Source organism: Natronobacterium haloterrestre, assembly GCF_900112205.1.
Taxonomy (GTDB): domain Archaea; phylum Halobacteriota; class Halobacteria; order Halobacteriales; family Natrialbaceae; genus Natronobacterium; species Natronobacterium haloterrestre.
The window spans coordinates 94,705-114,928 of sequence record NZ_FOKW01000012.1; the positions used below are offsets into that span (position 1 = coordinate 94,705).

At 61.4% G+C, this 20,224-nt stretch carries 17 protein-coding genes, 1 tRNA gene and 1 pseudogene; 9 read left to right on the forward strand and 10 right to left on the reverse strand.

Annotation, left to right across the window (positions count from 1 at the left end):
• Nucleotides 1-4: 4 nt before the first annotated feature.
• The 4 genes from pstA to pstB all read right to left on the reverse strand — a co-directional run bounded on the left by pstA (nt 5) and on the right by pstB (nt 4,067).
• A complete protein-coding gene (pstA, locus tag BM113_RS19095) occupies nt 5-955 on the reverse strand; it encodes a phosphate ABC transporter permease PstA (RefSeq protein ID WP_089789600.1) in 951 nt (316 codons plus the stop codon).
• On the reverse strand, nt 955-1,878 hold the full coding sequence (gene pstC, locus BM113_RS19100; protein ID WP_089789601.1) for a phosphate ABC transporter permease subunit PstC: 924 nt from the start codon (nt 1,876-1,878) through the stop codon (nt 955-957). Before pstC ends, pstA begins: the two co-directional genes overlap by 1 nt.
• The gene (locus tag BM113_RS19105; protein ID WP_089789602.1) at nt 1,875-2,852 is read right to left on the reverse strand and encodes a PstS family phosphate ABC transporter substrate-binding protein; all 978 of its coding nucleotides are present in this window, start codon (nt 2,850-2,852) and stop codon (nt 1,875-1,877) included. The genes pstC and BM113_RS19105 overlap by 4 nt, the downstream gene beginning before the upstream one ends.
• 348 nt (nt 2,853-3,200) lie before the next feature.
• Nucleotides 3,201-4,067: a phosphate ABC transporter ATP-binding protein PstB gene (gene pstB / locus BM113_RS19110; RefSeq protein WP_089789603.1), complete on the reverse strand. Its 867-nt coding sequence runs from the start codon at nt 4,065-4,067 to the stop codon at nt 3,201-3,203.
• Between the two features lie 434 nt (nt 4,068-4,501).
• Here pstB and BM113_RS19115 point away from each other — a divergent pair, with 434 nt between their 5' ends.
• Complete coding sequence (locus tag BM113_RS19115) at nt 4,502-5,503, forward strand: phosphate signaling complex PhoU family protein (RefSeq protein ID WP_089789604.1); 1,002 nt, start codon at nt 4,502-4,504, stop codon at nt 5,501-5,503.
• 95 nt (nt 5,504-5,598) lie between these two features.
• Nucleotides 5,599-6,042: a hypothetical protein gene (locus tag BM113_RS19120; RefSeq protein WP_245758112.1), complete on the forward strand. Its 444-nt coding sequence runs from the start codon at nt 5,599-5,601 to the stop codon at nt 6,040-6,042.
• 115 nt (nt 6,043-6,157) lie between these two features.
• Here BM113_RS19120 and BM113_RS19125 read toward each other — a convergent pair whose 3' ends face one another.
• The 3 genes from BM113_RS19125 to BM113_RS19135 all read right to left on the reverse strand — a co-directional run bounded on the left by BM113_RS19125 (nt 6,158) and on the right by BM113_RS19135 (nt 10,492).
• On the reverse strand, nt 6,158-6,535 hold the full coding sequence (locus BM113_RS19125) for a 30S ribosomal protein S8e (RefSeq protein ID WP_089789606.1): 378 nt from the start codon (nt 6,533-6,535) through the stop codon (nt 6,158-6,160).
• A gap of 197 nt (nt 6,536-6,732) precedes the next feature.
• On the reverse strand, nt 6,733-8,151 hold the full coding sequence (locus tag BM113_RS19130; RefSeq protein ID WP_089789607.1) for an outer membrane protein assembly factor BamB family protein: 1,419 nt from the start codon (nt 8,149-8,151) through the stop codon (nt 6,733-6,735).
• 85 nt (nt 8,152-8,236) lie between these two features.
• Entirely contained in the window at nt 8,237-10,492 is a 2,256-nt protein-coding gene (locus tag BM113_RS19135; RefSeq protein WP_089789608.1) for an NADP-dependent malic enzyme, read from the reverse strand.
• 136 nt (nt 10,493-10,628) lie between these two features.
• On the opposite strand from BM113_RS19135, the gene BM113_RS19140 reads away from it, so the two are divergent.
• Nucleotides 10,629-11,099 (forward strand): phosphopantetheine adenylyltransferase, encoded by a 471-nt coding sequence (locus BM113_RS19140; RefSeq protein ID WP_089789609.1) that lies wholly within the window; start codon nt 10,629-10,631, stop codon nt 11,097-11,099.
• Nucleotides 11,100-11,227: 128 nt separating this feature from the next.
• On the opposite strand, the gene BM113_RS19145 is transcribed toward BM113_RS19140, so the two are convergent.
• Nucleotides 11,228-11,536, reverse strand: coding sequence for a transcription initiation factor IIB family protein (locus tag BM113_RS19145; RefSeq protein ID WP_089789610.1), 309 nt, complete (start codon nt 11,534-11,536; stop codon nt 11,228-11,230).
• A 234-nt stretch (nt 11,537-11,770) separates the two neighbouring features.
• Here BM113_RS19145 and BM113_RS22445 point away from each other — a divergent pair, with 234 nt between their 5' ends.
• From BM113_RS22445 to BM113_RS19155, 3 genes are all read left to right on the forward strand, one after another.
• On the forward strand, nt 11,771-11,944 hold the full coding sequence (locus BM113_RS22445) for a hypothetical protein (protein WP_006674019.1): 174 nt from the start codon (nt 11,771-11,773) through the stop codon (nt 11,942-11,944).
• 52 nt (nt 11,945-11,996) lie between these two features.
• Nucleotides 11,997-12,081: transfer RNA gene (locus tag BM113_RS19150), tRNA-Leu, on the forward strand.
• 56 nt (nt 12,082-12,137) lie between these two features.
• On the forward strand, nt 12,138-13,304 hold the full coding sequence (locus tag BM113_RS19155; RefSeq protein WP_089789611.1) for a tyrosine-type recombinase/integrase: 1,167 nt from the start codon (nt 12,138-12,140) through the stop codon (nt 13,302-13,304).
• Between the two features lie 54 nt (nt 13,305-13,358).
• Here the strand turns inward: BM113_RS19155 and BM113_RS22035 are convergent, their stop codons facing one another.
• Nucleotides 13,359-13,931 carry a hypothetical protein gene (locus BM113_RS22035; RefSeq protein ID WP_143095861.1) on the reverse strand — a complete coding sequence of 191 codons (573 nt, stop codon included), beginning with the start codon at nt 13,929-13,931 and terminating at the stop codon, nt 13,359-13,361.
• 95 nt (nt 13,932-14,026) lie between these two features.
• A complete protein-coding gene (locus tag BM113_RS19160) occupies nt 14,027-14,590 on the reverse strand; it encodes a hypothetical protein (RefSeq protein ID WP_089789612.1) in 564 nt (187 codons plus the stop codon).
• Nucleotides 14,591-14,875: 285 nt separating this feature from the next.
• Here BM113_RS19160 and BM113_RS19165 point away from each other — a divergent pair, with 285 nt between their 5' ends.
• From BM113_RS19165 to BM113_RS19170, 3 genes and pseudogenes are all read left to right on the forward strand, one after another.
• On the forward strand, nt 14,876-15,121 hold the full coding sequence (locus BM113_RS19165; RefSeq protein ID WP_089789613.1) for a helix-turn-helix domain-containing protein: 246 nt from the start codon (nt 14,876-14,878) through the stop codon (nt 15,119-15,121).
• A 1,056-nt stretch (nt 15,122-16,177) separates the two neighbouring features.
• Entirely contained in the window at nt 16,178-16,324 is a 147-nt protein-coding gene (locus tag BM113_RS22450; RefSeq protein WP_177209227.1) for a hypothetical protein, read from the forward strand.
• A 627-nt stretch (nt 16,325-16,951) separates the two neighbouring features.
• A pseudogene (locus tag BM113_RS19170) lies at nt 16,952-19,855 on the forward strand (Eco57I restriction-modification methylase domain-containing protein); the annotation flags it as partial.
• Nucleotides 19,856-20,224: the final 369 nt, after the last annotated feature.

Genomic DNA, 20,224 nt, shown 5'->3' on the forward strand with positions numbered 1-20,224 from the left:
GTGATCACTCCTGGGTCTGGTATCGGTTGCGGATGACGATCGCGATCGAGTTGATCGACAGCAGGATGACGAGCAGCGTCACCACGCCGGCCGCGACGACGCCGTACTGGAACTCCGTCTCGGGGAGGTCCGCCCACGTGTAGATCTGCATGGGCATCGCGCTGATCTTGCTGAAGAGGCTGTTCGGAACGCCGAAGACCGCCGTGGGTGCGCCGATCATGATAAGCGGCGCGGTCTCGCCGATCGCCCGCCCGAGCGCGAGGATCGTCCCTGTCAGGATGCCGGGCATCGCTCGCGGGAGGACGACGTTGCGGATCGTCTGCCACTTCGTCGCGCCCATCCCGTAGCTGGCCTGGCGCTGCGAGTCGGGCACCGAACGGATCGCCTCCTGGGCCGAGATGATGACGATCGGCAGGATGAGCAGGGAGACGGTGAAGCCGGCCACCAGCAACGTCCCGAATCCGATATTGAGCAGCCCTACGAACAGGCCGAGCCCGAGCAGCCCGTAGACGACCGAGGGGACACCGGCGAGGTTCGCGATGTTGAGCTGGATGAATCGGGTCAGCGGCCCGTCGCTTGCGTACTCCTCGAGGTAGATCGCCGCGCCGACGCCCAGCGGGAAGGTGATCAGCGCGATCAGGATCATCAGCGCGATCGAGCCGACGATCGCTGGGAAGAAGCCGGCGTCGTACGGGTTGCTGAAGCTCGGCGGGTTCGTGAGGAACTGCCAGTCGACCCACGGCCCGTTCGCGGGGTCGAAGATCGCCAGCGCGTCGACGAGCACGTTGAGGAGCAACGCCGCGAGCGCGACGATGCCGACCAGCGCCGCCGCCAGCGTGAGCCAGCGGAACGCGACGTCTTTCGTCCGACTCACCTGTTCGAACGACGGTTGTCGTGACGATTCCGATGCGTCAGTGAGATCCGTTTTCGTTGTCGAGTCCGTTTCCGAAGACATTAGCGGTACACCTCCCGGTAGCGCGAGGAGACCCACTCGCTGAAGAGATTCATCGCGAACGTGATGACGAACAGCGTCAACCCGACCGCGAACAGGCTCTTGTACTCGGTCGACTGTCCGACGACGTCGCTGGCCCCGATCTGGACCATCGCGGCGGTCATCGTCTGGACCGACTCGAGGAACATCCCGCCGGGATCGGTCAGGTCGATCATCCGGGGGGTCATCCCCGCAGCGATGGCGACGATCATCGTCTCGCCGATCGCCCGCGAGAGCGCGAGGATGTACGACGAGAGGATCCCGGACAGCGCGGCCGGGACGACGACCGACGTCGAGACGGTGAACTTCGTCGCGCCGAGCCCGTAACTGGCCTGGCGCAGCGAGTCCGGCACCGAACTCATCGCGTCCTCGCTGATCGAGGAGACCATCGGAATGATCATGATCCCGACCATGATCGACGCCGACAGCGCGTTGAAGGTTCCCAGCGGGAGGATGCGGTCGAGTACTGGCGTCACGTAGACGAGCGCGAAGTAGCCGTAGACGACTGTCGGGACACCCGCGAGCACCTCGAGCGCGGGCTTGAGGTACGCGCGTCTCCGCTCGGTGGCATACTCCGAGAGGTAGATCGCCGTCAGCAGCCCGATCGGCAGGGCGATCGCGGCGGAGCCGAAGGTAATGATCAGCGTGCCGGAGATCAGTGGCCAGACACCGTACACTTCGTTCGAGGGTGTCCACTCGGTCCCGGTCAAGAACTCGAGCGGGGGAACGGCCGCGAAGAAGTCGACGGCGTCGTACAGCAGCGTGCCGATGATCGCCAGGGTCGTCAGAATCGAGAGGAAGGCACACACCGCGAAGAAGGTCTTGAACGCGATGCCTCTGAACGAGCGAGCGCCGTCGTTCGTGAGATCGGGCGCGTCAGTACTCATTCGTCGACCACCTCCTCGACGACCTCCTCGAACTTCTCGAGGTTCTCGTCGCGTACCTCCTCGGAGACCGGGACGTAGCCGACTTCGTTGATGAGATCGGTCGAACTCCGTTCGAGGTAGAACCGGACGAAGTCCCGCACTTCGGGCCGTTCCAGCGACTCCCGTGCGGCGTAGATGTACAGCGGCCGCGAGAGCGGCGTGTACTCGCCTTCGCGAGCCGTTTCGAGCGATGGACCGACACAGCCGTCGCCGTCGTCGATCTCGAGGCCCTTTACCTGCTCGGGGTTCTCGTCGTAGTAGGCGAACCCGAAGTAGCCCATGGCGTACCGGTTGCCCTGGATCCCCTGGACGATCGTCCGATCACGTTCGGTGGCGTGGTAGTCGGTCCGGTGGGTGTCGTCCTCCTCGAGGATCGTCTCGGCGAAGTAGTCGAAGGTCCCCGAGGTCGTGTCCGCGCCGAAGAACTCGATCTCTTCGTCGGGCCACTCCTCACGGACGTCGCTCCAGCGATCGGCACCGCCTTCGCGCCAGAGCTCCCGGAGTTCCTCGACGGTGAGGCAGTCGACTTCCTCGAGGTCCGGGCTCACGACGACAGTCAGCGCGTCCGTCGCGACGGTGAACTCGATCGGATCGATTCCGTTCTCTCCGCACTGTTCCCGTTCGACGTCGGCGATTCCGCGGCTCGCGTTGTTGATATCCGTCATTCCGGGGCAGAAGAAGTTCGAGAAGCCGCCGCCGGTCCCCGTCTGACTGATCGAGACGGTCACGTCGTCTCGCTCCTTCGAGAACTCGGACGCGACCACCTCGGTGATGGGGAACACGGTCGAACTCCCGGCGACGTTTACCTCCCGTGCCCTGTCCGCGAGCGTGCCGGCACAGCCGGCGAGCCCGGTCGACGCCACCGCGGCCGACCCGGCCAAAAAACTCCGCCGTCCGAGTCCGGACGACGGTTCGCCAGTGGAGTCTTTCGACATCACTAGGGGATGGCCAACTGCCGGATAAGTACCATACTATGATGGATATATAGTGGTACGTAGACATGGGAAAACGCGACCTCGAGACGGAGCCAACGGTTATCTCTCGGTATGGGCTACGAACTGCCCGTTATGGGAAGAAAAGACGCTGAATCGATCGATCAGCGCGAGGCCGTTGGCCCGGCCAGGGGCTCGAGTGACGGGTACGTAGAAGGCGAACGCGTTCGGAAAGCGATCACGGAAACGGAGAGCCTCCGCTTGCAGTCGTATTCGACGGATGAAACGCCGGTCCCGCAGTCCGTCGAGGTAACGATACGTAGCCGGATCGGAACCGTACCGAGGACGGCGTTACCCGAACTTGCCGGTGATGTAGTCCTCGACGCGGTCGTGTTCGGGGTTCTCGAAGATCTTGTCCGTGTCGTCGAACTCGACGAGGCGGCCGCCGGTGAGGAAGACGGCCGTCTTGTCCGAGATGCGGGCCGCCTGCTGCATGTTGTGCGTGACGATGATGACCGTGTACTCCTCGGCGAGTTCCTCGACCAGATCTTCGATCTTCGAGGTCGCGACGGGGTCGAGCGCCGATGCCGGCTCATCCATCAGGATCACTTCCGGGTCCGGTGCGATCGCTCGCGCGATGCACAGGCGCTGTTGTTGCCCGCCGGAGAGGTCTAGCCCGCTCGTCTCGAGTTGGTCCTCGACCTCGTCGAGGAGGGCGGCCCGCTCGAGGGCGGTGTGGACCTGTTCGTCGAGGTCGCCGTCGTCTTCGCCCTGGACGCGGAGGCCGTAGGCGACGTTGTCGTAGATGGACTTGGGGAAGGGGTTGGGTTTCTGGAAGACCATGCCGATCTTCCGGCGCAGAGCGACGGGATCGACGTCGTCGTCGTAGACGTTTTTCCCGCGGAAGAAGAGGTCGCCCTCGACGCGGGCGACGTCGATGAGGTCGTTCATCCGGTTGATCGACCGCAGGAACGTCGACTTCCCACAGCCCGACGGGCCGATCAGCGCCGTCACCTGCTGTTCCGGGATTTCCATCGAGATACTCTGTAGCGCCTGGTCGTCGCCGTAGTAGACGTCCAGGTCCCGCGACTCGATGATCGTCTCGGCCGGGTCGGCGTCGCGGCGAGAATCCTCGTCGGTAACCGACCCGATTCCGGATTCCGGACGGCCGGTCTCGGACGTCGATACAGTTCCTGGGCCGCCGCCGTTCGCGGTCATGCGAGGTACCTAGGCGTTGTGGCTCCGGCAGTTACCTGTTCCGGATTCGTTCGAGCGGTTCGGACCGTGTCGCTCGCGCTGGTCTCGAGACCGTACGAGGACGGGAGACGCTCCGTCATTGACTCGGGAAACGAACTCGGCGAACAAGTAGCCCGCTATGAGCGGTACGTCTCCCAACTGTGGGCTACATATCGCTACGTATTTCTCGGCCACCATCGCCGAGCCGGGCCGAGGCGAGGACCGTACAGCCCGTTCGAGGCAGGCGTCTCTGGCGGTTTCGAGCGGACTACGTATCGGGCCGCGTCCGTCGCACGGAGAACGGGTCGGCAACGCTCGAATCAGAGTCTCCCTGACTGGACGACCGGTCACCGACCCGTCGGATCGGGGGTCTATAGATAGGAGCCGATTTACGTTCGGACCGTCAACGCGCGGACATGGAGACGCGCAAGGTACAGGTGACGGGCGGATCGACGTACACTGTCTCCCTCCCGAAGGAGTGGGCGACGGAGAACGGCGTCAGCTCCGGGTCGACGGTGGAACTGTACCCGGAGGACGAAGCGTTACTGCTGACACCACACAGCGAGAGCGAACGCGAGGAAGGGACACTCGACGTCTCGGATCTCGAGGGCGAACGTCTGACGCGAGCCGTGATGACGATGTACGTCAGCGGCTTCGACATTATTCGACTCGAGGCCGGCCGGATTACGACCGACCAGCGGCGGGCGATTCGGTCGGCAACCCAGAGCCTGGTCGGCGTCGAAGTCTTGGAGGAGACGACCGACAGCGTCGTCATCCAGGATCTGCTCGACTCTTCGGAGCTGTCGATCGTCAACGCCGTCCGCCGGATGCGCCTGATCGCGACGTCGATGCTCGAGGACGCGGTGACGGCGCTGGTCGAGAACGACGACGACATCGCTCACGACGTCATCGAACGCGACGACGACGTCGACCGGCTCTGGCTCGTGGTCTCGCGGATCTTTCGGGCAACGCTTCGCTCCCCGCGGGCGGCCGAGGAACTCGGCGTCTCCCGCGAGGACTGTTTCGACTTCCACTCGAGTGCCCGCCAACTGGAACGCGTCGCAGACCACGCCGCGAAGATCAGCCAGCTCGCGCTGAAACTCGAGGAGATCCCCGAAAGCGTCGCCGAGGCGCTCGTCGCGTTGCAAGACGACGCCGCCGACGTCCTCGAGAAGGCGATGGACGCGCTGTTCGTCGAGGAGACCGACGAGGCAAACGCCCTAGGTCATGCCGCACGCGAGGCGGTCCTCGAGATCGACGAACACACACGTCACATTGACGACATGCTCCGCGAGCAGGAGCCGGTCCAGGCCCAGTCGCTCGGGCTGATCGTCGACTCGCTGTCCCGGAGCGCCGACTACGGCGGGAACATCGCCGAAACCGCGCTCCAGAAGGCAGCGCCTCGCCCGCGATCCTGAGCCCGCCTCGAGCGGGTCGCACAGAGCTGTCGGCGATTCGACCTGTGAATCGCCGGGCCGGAAAGTAGATTTGCGGGTAGTGGAAAGTGATCCGCATGCTATCGAAGCGGCAGTTTCTCGCGTGGACCGGCACCACCGTTCTCTCCCTTGCCGGGTGTGTGACGGCGAATATGGAGGCGGTCGACTACTACATCAAGGGCGACGACGCGTACGAGGCTGCCGAAGAGGCCAGATCGAACGGCGACCTCGAGGGTGCACTCGAGGAGTACGAACGAGCCGCCGAGCGATTCGACGCGGCCTACGAGGCCTCGGAGACCGAACAGGCGAAGACGTTCAGCTACGAGGCCCGGGAACTGGCCCGGCTCCATGCCAGAGCCGCCCGGAACAAGCTCGAGGCGAAAAACGAGTTCGACGACGAGGCGGCGTACGAACGGGCCGATCTCGCCGAGTTCCTCGAAGCGGACGAACGCACACTGCTCGAGGAGTACGAGATCCGGAAGACGTCGGCGTTCGAGCGTCGGACGCGCATTCCGACCTGAACGGATCGGGTTTTGTTCGTCGGTTCGGCCGGAACCGCCGCGAAACCGAACGACACCTCGAGAAGCGAGCCGTCGGCTGGGCGGCCCTGAACGTCGGAAAAGGGGAAGGGAGGCGTTACTCGTCCGCTTCGAGGACGGCGTTGACCTGTCCGGTCTGGCCGGGACGGGACGTCACGCGCGCCGTGCCTTCGGACGTCTCGATGACCGCGCCCTTCGTGATGATGTTTCGGCGGACGTAGTTCGGGTTGGCTTCGTTCTCGACGACGTCCTCGATCTCGGCCGTGACGGTTTCCTCGCCTTTGTTGACGCTCGCGACGTTGGTCGCCAGCGCGCGGGTCTTGGTATCGTTCCCGCGAACGTCGACGGTCCGGAACCGGGGCTCGCCGACCTGCGTCTCGGTCGGGAGTCGGCCGAGTTCGTTCTTTCGGCGCTTTCGAACGTTCTTCAGTCGACCGCCGGTACGCTTGCGCGTAGAGCGTCCCTGATCTTGCATATCCGGGAGAAAGCCCGGCGCCTACTTGAATGCACGCTTTCACGCCGGCGGATCGACGGCCCGTTCGGGGTCCGCCGTGGCGGTTGCGGTCCGGTCCGGTCCGGTTCCGACTGCGGCTTCGGTCGTCGCGATCCCCGGACGCGTCACAGCGGTAACAGCGCGGAAGCCCACCGGCTTTAGCCGTGGGAGGAAGCGAGTCACTCGTCCGAAACCAGACAGTACGCGTGGCCGGGTTCCTCGAGGATCGTCTCCTCCTCGTCGTCCCAGTAGTTCGAGAAGACGCCGCGTTCGGCGTAGTAGATCCGCCCGTCGTGGGGGACCGGGGCGCTCGTGACGTGGCCGCGGTTCTCGACGCGCCACCGCCGGGTTCCCGTCTCGGCGTCGAGCGCGTACAGATACGAGTCGTACGAGCCGACCAGCACCGATCCCGCGGTGACCGTCAGTGCCCCGATGATCGATCCGTTGACGTCCGTCGCCCACAGTTCCTCGCCGGTGTCGCAGTCGAGGGCGTAGACGTATCCGTCGTTGCTGCCGGTGTAGACGACGTCCGCCTCCGGATCGAGCGCCGGGTTCGCCATGATCCGGCCGTCGGTCTCGAACGACCACTGCTCGGTTCCGTCCTCGAGGTCCAGACAGTAGAAGTGCTCGTCCCAGGATCCGAAGTAGCCGTAGCCGTCGTGAGCCGCGATGGTCCCTTTGATCTCCGCGCCGAGGTTGAACTCGCCGTCCGCCTTCGATTCGCCGTCGGGTCCGTCCTCGCCGCCGGTCTGGAACTTCCAGGCGAACTCGAGGGAGGGGAACTCCCAGCAGTAGACGGCGCCGTCGTTCGACCCGGCGCAGATCCGCCCGGTCTCGAGGTCGATCGTCGGCGATGGGTGGGACTGCCCCCAGATCCGATCGTCGCTCCAGGTCGGTTCGCCGGTTTCGGCGTCGAACGTCCAGAGTGCACCGGAGGACGGGCTCCCGTACTCGACGATCACGTAGAGAGTACCCTCGTAGTAGGCGGGGCTCGAGCCGATCGCGAGCGTGCCGTCGAGTTCGCTCGAGCGGGTCCGCCAGACGAGTTCTCCCGTCTCGACGTCGATCGCGTACAGGTCGCCGTCGTACCCCCCGATGTAGGCGGTTCCGTCGACGATAGCCGGAGAACCGTGGAAACCGAGCTTGGTCGCGCCGGTCTCCGTGAGCCATTGGGGTTCACCGGACGGCTCGACGCCGTGAACCCAGCCCGTATCGCCCGCCATCACCATCGTGTCGCCGTCGGGCGTCGGAACGGGGCTGGACTTGGCCGCGGTGTGACCGACGTTGTTGATCGGGAACGACCAGTTGACGCTGACCTCGTCCGGGACGACCTCGTCGGGATAGTAGCCGAGTCGGCGAAGCCCGCGCTGGAACATCCGCACGTCGTCGTCGGGGTGGCTCGCGTACGCGGAGACGGTATCGGCCGCGTCGCGGTCGGACATGGACGTGGACGGGGATCCGTCTCCGTCGGTCGACGTCCACGGGGTCGCACAGCCGGCCAGTCCGGCGGCCGACGCGACGCCGGCCGCACGGATGAACTGCCGTCGGCTACGCTCGGTTCCGTCTCCGGTTCGCGAGGTCGGGGATCGATCGGACATGCGGGGGTCTGCTGGAACTCGCGTACCGGTTCTTCAAAATGGTCCCGATGTTCGACGGCGGTCGGCCGGGTGCCCGCCGACGTCCTCAGTCCTGCTGGGCGTCGACGACCGCCACGCTCGCCAGGTTCACGATGTCTTTGACCTCGTCGCCACGCTGGAGCACGTGGACCGGCTTGTCCATGCCCACGAGCATCGGACCGATGGCGTCCGCGCCGCCGAGTCGCTGGAGCAGTTTGTAGCCGATGTTACCCGACTCGAGGTTCGGGAAGACCAACACGTTCGCGGGCTGGTCGAGTTCCGAGAAGCCGTAGGTTCCCTCGAGAATGTCCTCGACGACGGCGGTGTCGGCCTGCATTTCGCCGTCGACCGGGAAGTCGACTTCGGGGTCGTCCTGCAGCATGCTCGCGGCGCGGCGCGGTTTGCGGGTGCCTTCGTTGTCGACGCTGCCGAAGTTCGAGTACGACAGCAGGGCCGCGCGGGGTTCGACGTTGAACCGGCGTGCGAGGTCGCCGGTCAGTTTGGTGACCTCTGCGAGCACTTCCTCGTCGGGGTCCTGGTTGACGGTCGCGTCCGCGACGAACACGACGCGGTTCTTGAACGTCAGCATGTAGACACCCGCGGCGTAGTCGACGTCGTCTGCGGTGCCGATGACCTGCAGGGGCGGCCGCAGTGCCGAGGGGTAGTGATGCGAGAGGCCGGTCAGGAGGGCATCGGCGTCGCCCTGTTCGACCATCACGCTCCCGAAGTAGTTCGAGTCGTTCTCGATGAGATCGGTGGCCTCGGTCCGGGTGATCCCCTTGCGCTGGCGGAGGTCGTGAAGTCGTGCGGCGTACTCCTCGTAGTCGCCGACGGAGGGGTCCGCGACCTGCGGATCGAAGTCCAGTCCGAGGTTCGCCGCAGTCTGGCGGATCTCGCTTTCGTCCCCGATGAGGATCGGAGCGGCGATCCCCTGCTCCTGGATCTGGTAGGCCGCGCGGATCATCTTCTCGTTTTCGCCCTCAGCCAGGGCGACCGTCTTGGGGTCGCTCTTGGCCTTGTTGAGAACGACCCGCATCATTTCGCGGGACTTGCCGAGGCGGGCCTCGAGTTCCTCCTCGTACGCGTCGGGGTCGATCTCGGTTCGGGCGGCGCCGGACTCCATCGCTGCTTCGGCGACGGCCGGGGCAACGCGGAAGAGCACCCGCGGGTCGACCGGCTTGGGGATGATGTAGTCGGGACCGTACTGGAGCGGTTCGTCGCCGTAGGCCTTGACGACCGCGTCGGGGACGTCCTGGCGGGCGAGGTCCGCAAGCGCCTCGGCACAGGCGACTTTCATTGCCTCGTTGATCTCGGTTGCACGGACGTCGAGCGCCCCGCGGAAGATGAACGGGAACCCGAGGACGTTGTTGACCTGGTTCGGGTAGTCCGACCGACCCGTCGCCATGATGACGGTGTCGTCGCGGGCCTCCTTGGCCTCCTCGTAGCCGATCTCGGGGTCGGGATTGGCCATCGCGAAGATGATCGGATCCTCGGCCATCGACCGGACCATCTCCCCGTCGACGATCCCGCCGATCGACAGGCCGACGAAAACGTCGGCTCCCTCCATCGCATCCGCGAGGTCGCCCTCCGGCACGTCGCGGGCGAACTGTTGTTTGTACTCGTTGACGTCGCCACGCTCGGCGCGGGCCTCGGTGATGATCCCCGAGGAGTCACACATCGTGATGTTCTCTTTCCTGCAGCCAAGCGAGACGTAGAACTTCGCGGTCGCGATTGCGCTCGCACCCGCGCCGGAGAAGACGATCTCGAGGTCCTCGAGGTCCTTGTCGGCGATGTCGGCGGCGTTGAGCAGCGCCGCGCCGGAGATGATCGCGGTCCCGTGCTGGTCGTCGTGGAAGACCGGGATGTCGATCTCCTCGCGGAGCCGTTCCTCGATCGTGAAACACTCGGGGGCCTTGATGTCCTCCAGGTTGATCCCGCCGAACGTCGGCTCCATCATCTTGACGGCCTCGACGAACTTGTGGGGATCGGACTCGTCGAGTTCGAGGTCGAAGACGTCGATGTCCGCGAACCGCTTGAAGAGGACGCCTTTCCCCTCCATGACGGGCTTGGACGCCTGTGCGCCGATGTCACCGAGCCCCAGTACGGCGGACCCGTTCGAGACGACACCGACGAGGTTCCCTTTCGAAGTGTAAGTGTAGGCTTCGTCGGCGTCCTCGTCGATTTCCATACACGGCGCGGCGACGCCGGGCGAATACGCGAGCGAGAGGTCACGCTGTGTATTCGTCGGCTTCGTCGTCGAAATCTCGATCTTTCCGGGTGGATCGGTCCGGTGGTAGTCCAGTGAATCCTCGTCGAGTCCCATATGGAGGACAGTGCGGGCCACCACTAAAAACAATGCGAAGGGTCGTTTCGACGGACGTCGAACCGTTCTGCGGGCCGTCGGCCGGTCGGTCCCCCGATTCGACCGTTTTATACGGGGCGCGCAAGTGTGGTCGGGTATGGACGTCGCGCTTGGTGGGACGTTCGACCCCGTTCACGACGGCCACCGCAAGCTGTTCGAACGGGCGTTCGAACTCGGGGACGTGACCGTCGGACTGACGAGCGACGAGCTCGCGCCGAAAACGCGGCAGGTGGATCGCCCCGTACGGAGCTACGAGGAACGCGAGGCCGATCTCGAGGCGACCCTCGAGACGTTCGCCGAGGAGTACGACCGCGAGTTCGAGATCCGAACCCTCGAGAAACCGACCGGTATCGCAACCGAACCACAGTTCGACTATCTGGTCGTCTCCCCGGAGACCCGGGAGGGCGGCGAACGGATCAACGAGATTCGTCGCGACCACGGGCACGATCCACTCGAGGTCGTCGTCGTCCCCCACGTTCGCGCGGAAGACGGGGACATCATCTCGAGCACGCGTATCGTCCAGGGGGAGATCGACGAACACGGCAACGTGCTGGACGACGCCGAGTGAGGGTCAGTCCCGTTTTCGCACCGTTTTCGCCGCCTAATATCGTCTTTCGACCGCTACCCGATCGTCAGCAGGACATAACACCGCCCTAATCGATTGTTACCGACGACAGTGATCGGTTCTGGGTCGAGCTACCAGCCCGGCGGCTCGAGGCCGGCCCGCTCGAGGACGTCCTTCCAGCGCGACTGGATCGAGAGCCGGGAGACGTCCGCGGCCTCGGCGACCTCGCCCTGCGTGCGTCCCTCGCCGGCGACGAGCGATCCTGCGTAGACGCTCGCGGCAAGGACTGCCCGCTTCGAGCGATCGTCGTCCGGAACGTCGGTCAGAAAGAGGTCCGTCGCCGTGGATCGCGCTTCCGTCGAGAGGTCGAGCCGATCGGCGATCCGCTCGAGGTCCTCGAGCCACGATCGGTACTCGATCCGGTCCCGCGCGCTGTGCATACCGGGACTATCGCCTCATCGGAAATAAACCCGCGGCCACGGACCGGAAACGATCGCAACGATCGTAGGGTGGATCGCCAATACGGTGCTACTCGATCCAACGTACAGCTACGAACGACTATGCGAACCGGCCGTTCTCCCGCGGTTTCACTAGGAGACAACTACTAAAGCGGGGGGACGACAAACGAGCAGTCGACGTGACTTCCCGACCGGCGGTCTCATCGGGACCACTACATGAAGGAACCAACCTGCAAACTCGTCTGTACCGGCTGCGGCCTCGAGATGCCGTACCGGGACCGCTCGCTGGCCGAGCAAGCGGCGGAGCTCCACCAGCTACGCGATCCGGAGCACGTGACGTTTATCGTCCCGCCCGACTGGTCACCGGAGGAGCCGGTCAAGCACCAGTGACGACGCGTCGGATCGACAGGTTCTTACTCGATTCGTGAAAAGGCGGGAGTGCGCGCGGGTAGCCAAGCTAGGCCAACGGCGCAGCGCTTAGGACGCTGTCCCGTAGGGGTCCGCCGGTTCGAATCCGGTCCCGCGCACTCACATCGGCCGCGTTGCGGCCTCGTTCGTCCGTTTTCTGCCCGGCAAGTCAAACATGGAATATGAGCTACCGCTGACACTCTCACGCTGTACCGAAAGCGTGGGGGAGGAAATCGACCTCAACCGTGGCATCGTGGTAATACCGAAAACGCACGACGACGTGCTGACTGACAAGCAATCTATCAACTACAAAGAACACCGAGTGAAATTCTTGTCATGGCTGTTGAACGTTGGGAAGGACCCAACCAAGGCCAAAGGGTACTCTCCCCACACCGTCTACGGCACTGCGTACCGGACTGCGAAGTTCGATAAGTGGCGATGGGAGAACTGCGGCGGCTACTCGATGCCGCCGACCGAGGACGAAGCCAAGGCGTTCATCGAGTGGCTGGCCTTCGACTACGAGGAGTCCGAAACGGCGAAAGGGAAGCTACAGGAGGGCGTTCAACGCTACGGAAAGTGGCTCCAACACCGGAAGAACCGCGATGAGTGGGAGTTCGACTACAACTTCGACAGCTCCGGCGGGAACCACCAACCTCAAGACTTTCTCACGCGCGAGGAGCGCCAGCAAATCCGACAGGCTGCACTTCGCCGCGGTGAGATTCCATCACCGGGCGACGTTCGCGGGGAGGAAAAGGAAGGGTGGCTCACCCACATTGGCCACCTGCTAAACAAGCCCCGAGACGCGATTAACGCTGACGACTGGGAACAAGTCGAGGGGTGGAAGGTCCCGTCCCTGGTCAGTGTGAGTCTCGACGCCGGCCTTCGCCCCGATGAGGTCCGCCGCGCCTCGACACAGTGGGTGGACGTACAGAACGGCGTCCTCCGAATCCCGAAAGAGGAGTCCTCGAAGAACGTCGGCAACTGGACGGTTGGTCTGAAAGACGAGACGGTCGCCTACCTCGAACGCTGGCTTGAGGAGCGCGACCGCTACGACCGCTACGAGGAGACAGATGCGCTCTGGTTGACCGCGCGCGGCAATCGGTATGGTTCGAACAGCCTTCGCCGACTCCTTCACCGACTCTGCGATGAGGCCGGTATCGAGACAGCGAACAGGAAGATGAGCTGGTACACGATTCGGCATTCCGTCGGGACCTACATGACGAAAGAGCGCGACCTCGCCGCGGCAAAAGCCCAACTCCGGCACAAGAATCCGAAGACTACGATGAAGTACGACGCTGTGCCGGTCGAAGACCGAAAAGACGCGCTCGACAGGATGGGGTAGCAGCAAGGTCCAGACTGCTAAAAGCGCGGCGCGTAGTTAGTCGCGTTACAACCCTTAATCAACTATTGTAGAGAGAATACGTGGTGTCCGAGAACGATACCATCCAATCAGTAGCGCAACCACTATGAGGACAGGGATGAGGAGCATCCAGTCTGCTGGTTGATTGAATATAGCGAGAATCGCAACGAGCAGGGTGAAAACTCCCAGTGAGAGGATATAAACGAACTCAGCGAACAGCCGTTGTTTCTTCAGTGCTTCGTGGTTGAGTTCCAGAGAGAGCGTTATCCCGATAGCAATCGCTGGAAACACGAATAGTAGGTATCCAAGACCGGACTCACTTGTCTCCGCTGCTATTACTGCCAGTGATGGAATCAGAAGTACAGCCCCAAGTACAGCAAGACCGGGGGTTAGATACCGGACTGTCTTCGGCGGTGCTGGTAATGATTCAGCTCTTTCCTCTGTCCGTATTGTGATATAATAAAATAGGACCCCAAACAGTCCGATTACACTGACGAGGAGAAACCAGGGCGTGGCGTACTTATTCCGTTTGTGTGCATCATATGCCACCCCAGTCGTCATCAGAAGCATCGGAAGGCCAAGTATTGGTACTATCTGGTTAAATTCCATATTATTGCCATGTTCTGTGGTGGCAAATACCTGATGGCAGTAGAACGCCTTACACTAACGAGTGCGAATTTGACCTACTCACCGACCTCAGGTCACTATTCGTATTCGCTGTTACCGAGAAGCATCTGACGCGCTCGCTGAGCTTCCTGGTACTTGTCCTCTGCCAGAAGTTGAGCGATGTACCGATAGACCCTGGTCGCTGGTAGACGGGGACCTGTCGGAAGGTCTTCGCCGTCATCAGCCCACTTGCTCAGGACTCCCTCTACGTTACCGTGTGCGTCAACGGTGACTTGGGGGAAGTCTTCCGGCTCGTGTAGTTCGTTGGCGTTCGGTGGATGGTTCTTCCGTCCAGCAGTCTGCCCGAGGTGGATGCGGACTCCTTCCTTGCCGGTGAAGACCTCGGAGCAGTACGGACAGAGTCGCGCTACTTCCTCACTATCCCGCTCGGTTGGGTATTTCATCCGTACAGATTGACTACCAACGGTTTCGAGGCCGTCGAACGTGACGCCGTCAGGGACCTCGCCCTGCGGTCCGTGTCCGTCGTCTGCACTCTGGCGGACGTGGAGGTGGATACCTCGCGCCAGGACTTCTTCGTCACAGCCCTCGACCGGACACTTCACCGTTCGCTCCTCGTTTTCGTGTTCCTCGCGCTCTGTCATCGGCCCTCACCCCGATGACGGGCGGTATCTGCGAGAGGAGCGGCGTTGCTTACGTTGTGCTGTTCGACACGCTCAAGTCGGTGGCTTGCTGATGTTCGCATGGTCTTCTGGTGCCCAGAAGGCCACCGTCCGTGCGGCCCTAACGCACGGGCGTTCTCTCGGAGAGCTACGCCCCAAGGGACTGTGACCTTCTACCCTGCGCTACATAGTGTAGGGACTTAGACTTTACCCTTCTCTCCGTAGTGTAGGGACAAACTGATAGGAGTCGCTCACGTAGTGTTACGCATGACTGAGGACTCACCTTACTTCAACCAAGATTCAGAAACTGGAAAAATCACGCAGAAGTATCCCGATGAGGCGTTTATACAGGCGGTGAAGGAGCAGTCACTCGCTTCGACAAGCGAGGTCGGGGAAGTGGTCGGATGTTCTTCGGATAACGCCTATCGTCGGCTGAAATCCTTAGAAGATGCTGGGAAAGTCGAGTCCAAGAAGGCGGGTCAAAGTCTCGTATGGTATCTGCCCAATGGGTAACCGAACCGCTCGAATTTCACAGATACAATAGAAAATCAAACTGAGCCTATGGAGGGTATTCTCCAGAGTAATACCTCCGACAAGTACGCCAACACCAGAGAGGCACCCAACACAAAATTAGCAGATTTTAATAATACTATGTAGAATGGTAGGTATGTGTGGAAAGCCATCGTGAGGTCATGAACTTGTATCAGTTCGTGACTTCATGCTGGCCTGCCCCCTACTGGGGATGACCAACTGGGGATGTCCTACGGGGACCACCTATAGGGGATGACCCTACAGAGGAGGTAACCTAAGAGGTTCAACCCCGTTGGGCTGTCCCCTACTGTGGTACCTAAGGTACAACACTAATTGAGTGTAACATCAACCGGCTCATCGGTGTTAGAACCACGGTATTAGAACCACTGGCTGTACTCTCGATGTTCAACACCATGGCGTTACACCGCTCTGCTGGACCGACAAGGAGCCTCTCCGGTAGCCCAACTACCGCAGTAACCACCGTTCGCTCTGACAGCGCTGAGAGTCTGCTGAGCGCCTTCCAACAGCAAGACAACCAAGACCACCTAGAACTGGGACAATTGTTGAGAGAAGCGCCTCAGGGCCGTCTCAGAGCCACCTCAGAGCCACCAGTAAGCTGACCAGACTGCTACCGGCCGAGTTGATGGCAGTGAGGGACCAATCGGTGACGCCTATTGTCTGGAAGATGAGTGAAGTGGAGCAATGAAAGCCATCTGAGGTCATGAAGTCAATGTCGGTTTCCAAACCCCTTCGGGGTTAGCACACGAGCGGGGTTCGTGCGCCATTTGTTTGGTAACCCCGCTCGCGCAGTTTGCAGATTTGACCTGAATTTCGGCGGTCGGCGTCTCGACCCGATATCCTGAACGACCCCACCGGGGGTGTTCGAGGGGCACCCCGAAATTACAGAACGAGTCGGATTTTACTGAATTTGAGGACCACCAACGTACGGTTAGGGCACCCCCCTACCTATATAAACCCGTGTGCTTTCATAGTAGTGACGAGACGGAAACAGCCGTCCGTGTTCTCTCGTCTTCGTCCATGCTCCGAGAAACCACTATCAGCGTCAGCCACGAGGAGAAGGAACTGCTTGAGGAAGCAGCAATCGAGCTGTTCGGAACCCAGGAAGTACCATACGGTGCCGTGGTAAGCGAACTGGTCGAACAAGTGACTGACACCGACGAGTAACGAGATACAAGCAATCGCGGAGGCTCCTCCGGGAGCAGTCGGTGAAAATCCGACTGAGCAAGCGTGTCCGCTTAGGTCAAGGGCCGTATCTACGGGTACGGCTCTCGCACCGCTGCTTTGGGTGGTGGCCGGCCTCGCATGGAGGCAGAAGTAGGGAACACAACCTACGGACGCCGTCGATGTGCGAGCGTTTCCAACGCGGGACTGACAGGCCTTCGGCAGTAGCCCGACGCAAGTGCGGCCAAGGGACACAATCCTGAGATATGGGGGGAGAGTGCAGCTTCCTTGCAAGGAAGCACTCCAAGGTAACCACCTCAACGCAGTTACCAGAGTGATTCTCAGCGCACGACCACTTCTGGTAGGCAGTTTAGAGTCGTCGCAACAGCGGCGGCTTGCGGGCGATGGCTGCGGTACTGACACCGCGAGTTACAACACGATTGAGTTCCAGCGCCGATGAGGCGCGGAGTGCGAAGCCCGGAACTCACCGATACCGTTGCGTAGAACACTGCGTGTACTACTCCCGCCGTCATCGGAGACGGTACTGATTTACGAGCAACGCGACGATACAGCTACCCGAACGTTGTACTTTGCGTACTTTTTTGACGGGTCACTGAATTGGGTCTGGTAATGCCAGACGCGGACGCTGTCCACGACTCTCTCCATGCTATTGCCGACCAGGCGAACGAGGATATGAGCGAGCGCGATGTCGAGAACCTATTTCTGGAGCAAGGGTTCTACGACGCGCTCGACTACGAGGGAACGGGAACAGACCTGCGGAGCGAGTTTACGCTCCCGGACGACCGCCGGCCAGACTACATCACGCTTGACACCAACGAGGCGGTCACCGCGGTCTACGAGTTCAAGACGACCGGGCGTGACCTCCCGCCGCACGAGGACCAGTTGTTCCACTACATGGACCATCTCCGAGCGGAGTACGGTGTCCTCACCAACGGGGAATCGCTTCGGCTCTATCGCCGCGGTGAGGACCGTCCGATGCTCGCCGTCTCTCTCGGGGCCGTTACCGAGAGCGAGGCTCGCGACCTCGTCAGTGCCCTCCAGAAGCGAGAGTTCGAGCTGACCGACCCCGAGGACGTGAATCAGTTCCTGGAACGGCTCGAACCGATTCCGCTGGACGAGCAGGCTGAACTCGGCCAGGAACACTTCTTCGATACCTTCCGGCTTGAGGAGGACAGTCCCTTCGCCGACCTCGTCATCGGGATGATGGACTTGCTTCAGGAACTCCGTGATGAACGGGAGGCGAAGTTCGTCAAAGGTGCATACGACTTCTGGGAAGCAACCTACGCCGATGTACCCGATGATGACAACATCCCGGATTCGTGGGAGCCGTTCATCGACGGCAAGCAATCGCTTCGAGACTTCATGTTCTGTCTTGAGAGTGGGCACGCACTCCTCGCTCGGCTCCTGCTGGCCAAAGCCACCGAGGACCACGACTTCTTCGCCGGAACAGGCTACAACGGGATGGACGACTACTTCCGTGGCCTCCAGGGCTTCAGCGACAGCATCAACCTCGATGCGTTCCCGGTCGCGGCGGACAACCTCATCGACGATATGCAGGAGAAGTTGGTCGAGGGGCTGTTCCAGGACGACATCTTTGTGTGGTGGACCGACGGCTACGTCGAGCAACTGTCGCGTGGCCACGAAAGCGGTCCGAACCAGTTCGAGGCAGTCGCAGAGGGGACAGGCGAAGTCGAGCGAATCAGCGAAGCCACGCGGGACCGCTTCAGTCGAGCCGTCGCCGAGGTCTTCTTCAACGTCCTGCGGTTCGACTTCGCAGACGTAGAGGGTGACCTCCTCGGTGACCTCTATCAACGATACTTCGACCCCGAGACGCGCAAAGCTCTGGGTGAGTTCTACACGCCGCAGCCGGTCATCGACTACATCATGGACGGTGTGGACTACAACCGCGGTGTCTCGAATGAGCGACTTATCGACCCGTCCTGTGGGTCTGGCACGTTCCTCGTGGAAGCCGTCGAGCGATACATCGCTGACGTTGAGAACTACGAGGACGACCCGGACTGGGAAGAACATCTGCGTGACCTCTGTACGCGACCGCGAATCGTCGGGCTGGACATCCACCCGTTCGCCGTGTTGATGGCCCAGATTCGGTTCGTGGTTGCGATTCTCCCGGCGTATCGGAAAGCGAAGCAGCAGAATGCCTCCTACACCATTCGCCGGCTCCCAATCTACCGCACTGACACGCTCCGTAACGAGCGGGAACTGACTGGGGTCGATATCGGTGACGACAGTACGCGTCAGATGACCTTCGACGCGATGACCGAAGACGACCAGGACGTTCGGATTCCCGTGCCGCTCCCGGTCGAAGTGGACGAAGATGAGGTCGCGGAGACGGAAGACGGGTTCCTCGTTCGACGCGTTCGGATGCCGCTGTTCGACACCATCCAGTTAGAGACGGGTGTGAGTAACTTCGGCGAGTATTTCGCGGCCCTTCAGGGCGTCTTGGACACGGTAAAGGCGCATATGCGTCTGGCGGAGGAGTTCGGGGACGAATACGACTGGACGTACCAGAGCGGCCTCGAAGAACGCGTCAATCACTACACCTCGCGGGAGTACGACGGGGTCGAGGACTTCTTCGAGCCGTACGTCAACGATATGCTCGAAAACGTCCGGTACCTCAAGGAGGAACACAACGACGGGCGGCTGTTCAAGATGTTCGAGGACACCGTTCTGGCCCTCGTCGTCAAGAACTACATGGAGTACGACTACGTGGTCGGGAACCCGCCCTACGTCCGCATCCAGAACCTGCCAGGTAGCCAGAAGGCGATGATGGACCAGTTGTACGACGCGACGACGGGCAACTACGACATTTACTGCCCATTTTACGAGCGTGGACTCGACTGGCTCAGCGAAGACACCGGAAAGCTCGGTTTCATCACCCCGAACCAGTTCATGGTCACGGACTACGGAGAAGGGCTACGGCAGGTACTTCTGAATGAAGCTCGCATCGAGGAGGTCTACGACTTCCGTGACTCTGGCGTTTTCGAGGATGCGACCAATTATCCGGCAATCGTGATTCTGGAGGACGAACCTGATGAAGCTGCCCGAGAAGACAACGATATTCGGTGTGTCCGAGTGAAGGCAAACACCGACGAGGAGAACGACCGCGAGTTAGACGAGGCTATCATCGAAGCAGTCCGTGACTATCGTGGCGAGCCGGGATACAGTGACGAGTTCATTGACGTATTCGACTTCCCACAACAGAGGCTTTCGGGGCCAGACTACTGGCCGCTGATGCCACCTGAGGAGTTGCAGGTGTTCGAGAAGTTGGAGGACGAACAAGACGCCGTCATCGGCGATGTGACCGACGCAGTCTTCCAAGGTATCCGAACCAGCGCAAACAAAATCTACGTTGTGGACGTACTGGATGCTAATCGTATAGAATCTGAGGATGAGGGCGACATTGTAACTGTAGTTCCTACCGGAGAATCAGAAGAATACGAAATTGAAACCGACCTGCTTCGTCCATTTCTCGAAGGTGACGAAGTAACACGCTGGCGTGGGAGTTGGGGCGGCCTTCACGTTATACATCCCTACTATGCTGAAACGGCTGACAACGGGGAACTTGATGCAGGCCTTTATTCACAAGATTACTTAGAAGAAAATCTACCGAAAACGTGGGAGTTCTTCCTTGAACACAAAGACGCTCTTGAGGGTCGCGAAGGAGGTCGTAAAGAAGGAAAAGACGACTGGTACGGGTACATCTACCCCAAGAACCTCGGGAAATTCGAGCAGCCAAAAATAATCCAGGCCCACATCTGCCAAGATGCTGCTTTGTTGAATAGCTTCTGAATGGTAGTTAGAGAGGCTCACAGAGCTTTTCTATGTTGATGATGGCGAACATGAGGACAATTTCACGGAACT

Bases quoted from the DNA above. Each gene is read 5' to 3' on its own strand.
- BM113_RS19135 (WP_089789608.1), bottom strand. From the start codon at position 10,492: ATGGGACTCGACGAGGATTCACTGGACTACCACCGGACCGATCCACCC.
- pstA (WP_089789600.1), bottom strand. From the start codon at position 955: ATGTCTTCGGAAACGGACTCGACAACGAAAACGGATCTCACTGACGCA.
- BM113_RS19120 (WP_245758112.1), top strand. From the start codon at position 5,599: ATGCTATCGAAGCGGCAGTTTCTCGCGTGGACCGGCACCACCGTTCTC.
- BM113_RS19160 (WP_089789612.1), bottom strand. From the start codon at position 14,590: ATGACAGAGCGCGAGGAACACGAAAACGAGGAGCGAACGGTGAAGTGT.
- BM113_RS22445 (WP_006674019.1), top strand. From the start codon at position 11,771: ATGAAGGAACCAACCTGCAAACTCGTCTGTACCGGCTGCGGCCTCGAG.
- BM113_RS19125 (WP_089789606.1), bottom strand. From the start codon at position 6,535: ATGCAAGATCAGGGACGCTCTACGCGCAAGCGTACCGGCGGTCGACTG.
- BM113_RS19130 (WP_089789607.1), bottom strand. From the start codon at position 8,151: ATGTCCGATCGATCCCCGACCTCGCGAACCGGAGACGGAACCGAGCGT.
- BM113_RS22450 (WP_177209227.1), top strand. From the start codon at position 16,178: ATGCTCCGAGAAACCACTATCAGCGTCAGCCACGAGGAGAAGGAACTG.
- pstC (WP_089789601.1), bottom strand. From the start codon at position 1,878: ATGAGTACTGACGCGCCCGATCTCACGAACGACGGCGCTCGCTCGTTC.
- pstB (WP_089789603.1), bottom strand. From the start codon at position 4,067: ATGACCGCGAACGGCGGCGGCCCAGGAACTGTATCGACGTCCGAGACC.
- BM113_RS22035 (WP_143095861.1), bottom strand. From the start codon at position 13,931: ATGGAATTTAACCAGATAGTACCAATACTTGGCCTTCCGATGCTTCTG.
- BM113_RS19115 (WP_089789604.1), top strand. From the start codon at position 4,502: ATGGAGACGCGCAAGGTACAGGTGACGGGCGGATCGACGTACACTGTC.
- BM113_RS19165 (WP_089789613.1), top strand. From the start codon at position 14,876: ATGACTGAGGACTCACCTTACTTCAACCAAGATTCAGAAACTGGAAAA.
- BM113_RS19140 (WP_089789609.1), top strand. From the start codon at position 10,629: ATGGACGTCGCGCTTGGTGGGACGTTCGACCCCGTTCACGACGGCCAC.
- BM113_RS19105 (WP_089789602.1), bottom strand. From the start codon at position 2,852: ATGTCGAAAGACTCCACTGGCGAACCGTCGTCCGGACTCGGACGGCGG.
- BM113_RS19155 (WP_089789611.1), top strand. From the start codon at position 12,138: ATGGAATATGAGCTACCGCTGACACTCTCACGCTGTACCGAAAGCGTG.
- BM113_RS19145 (WP_089789610.1), bottom strand. From the start codon at position 11,536: ATGCACAGCGCGCGGGACCGGATCGAGTACCGATCGTGGCTCGAGGAC.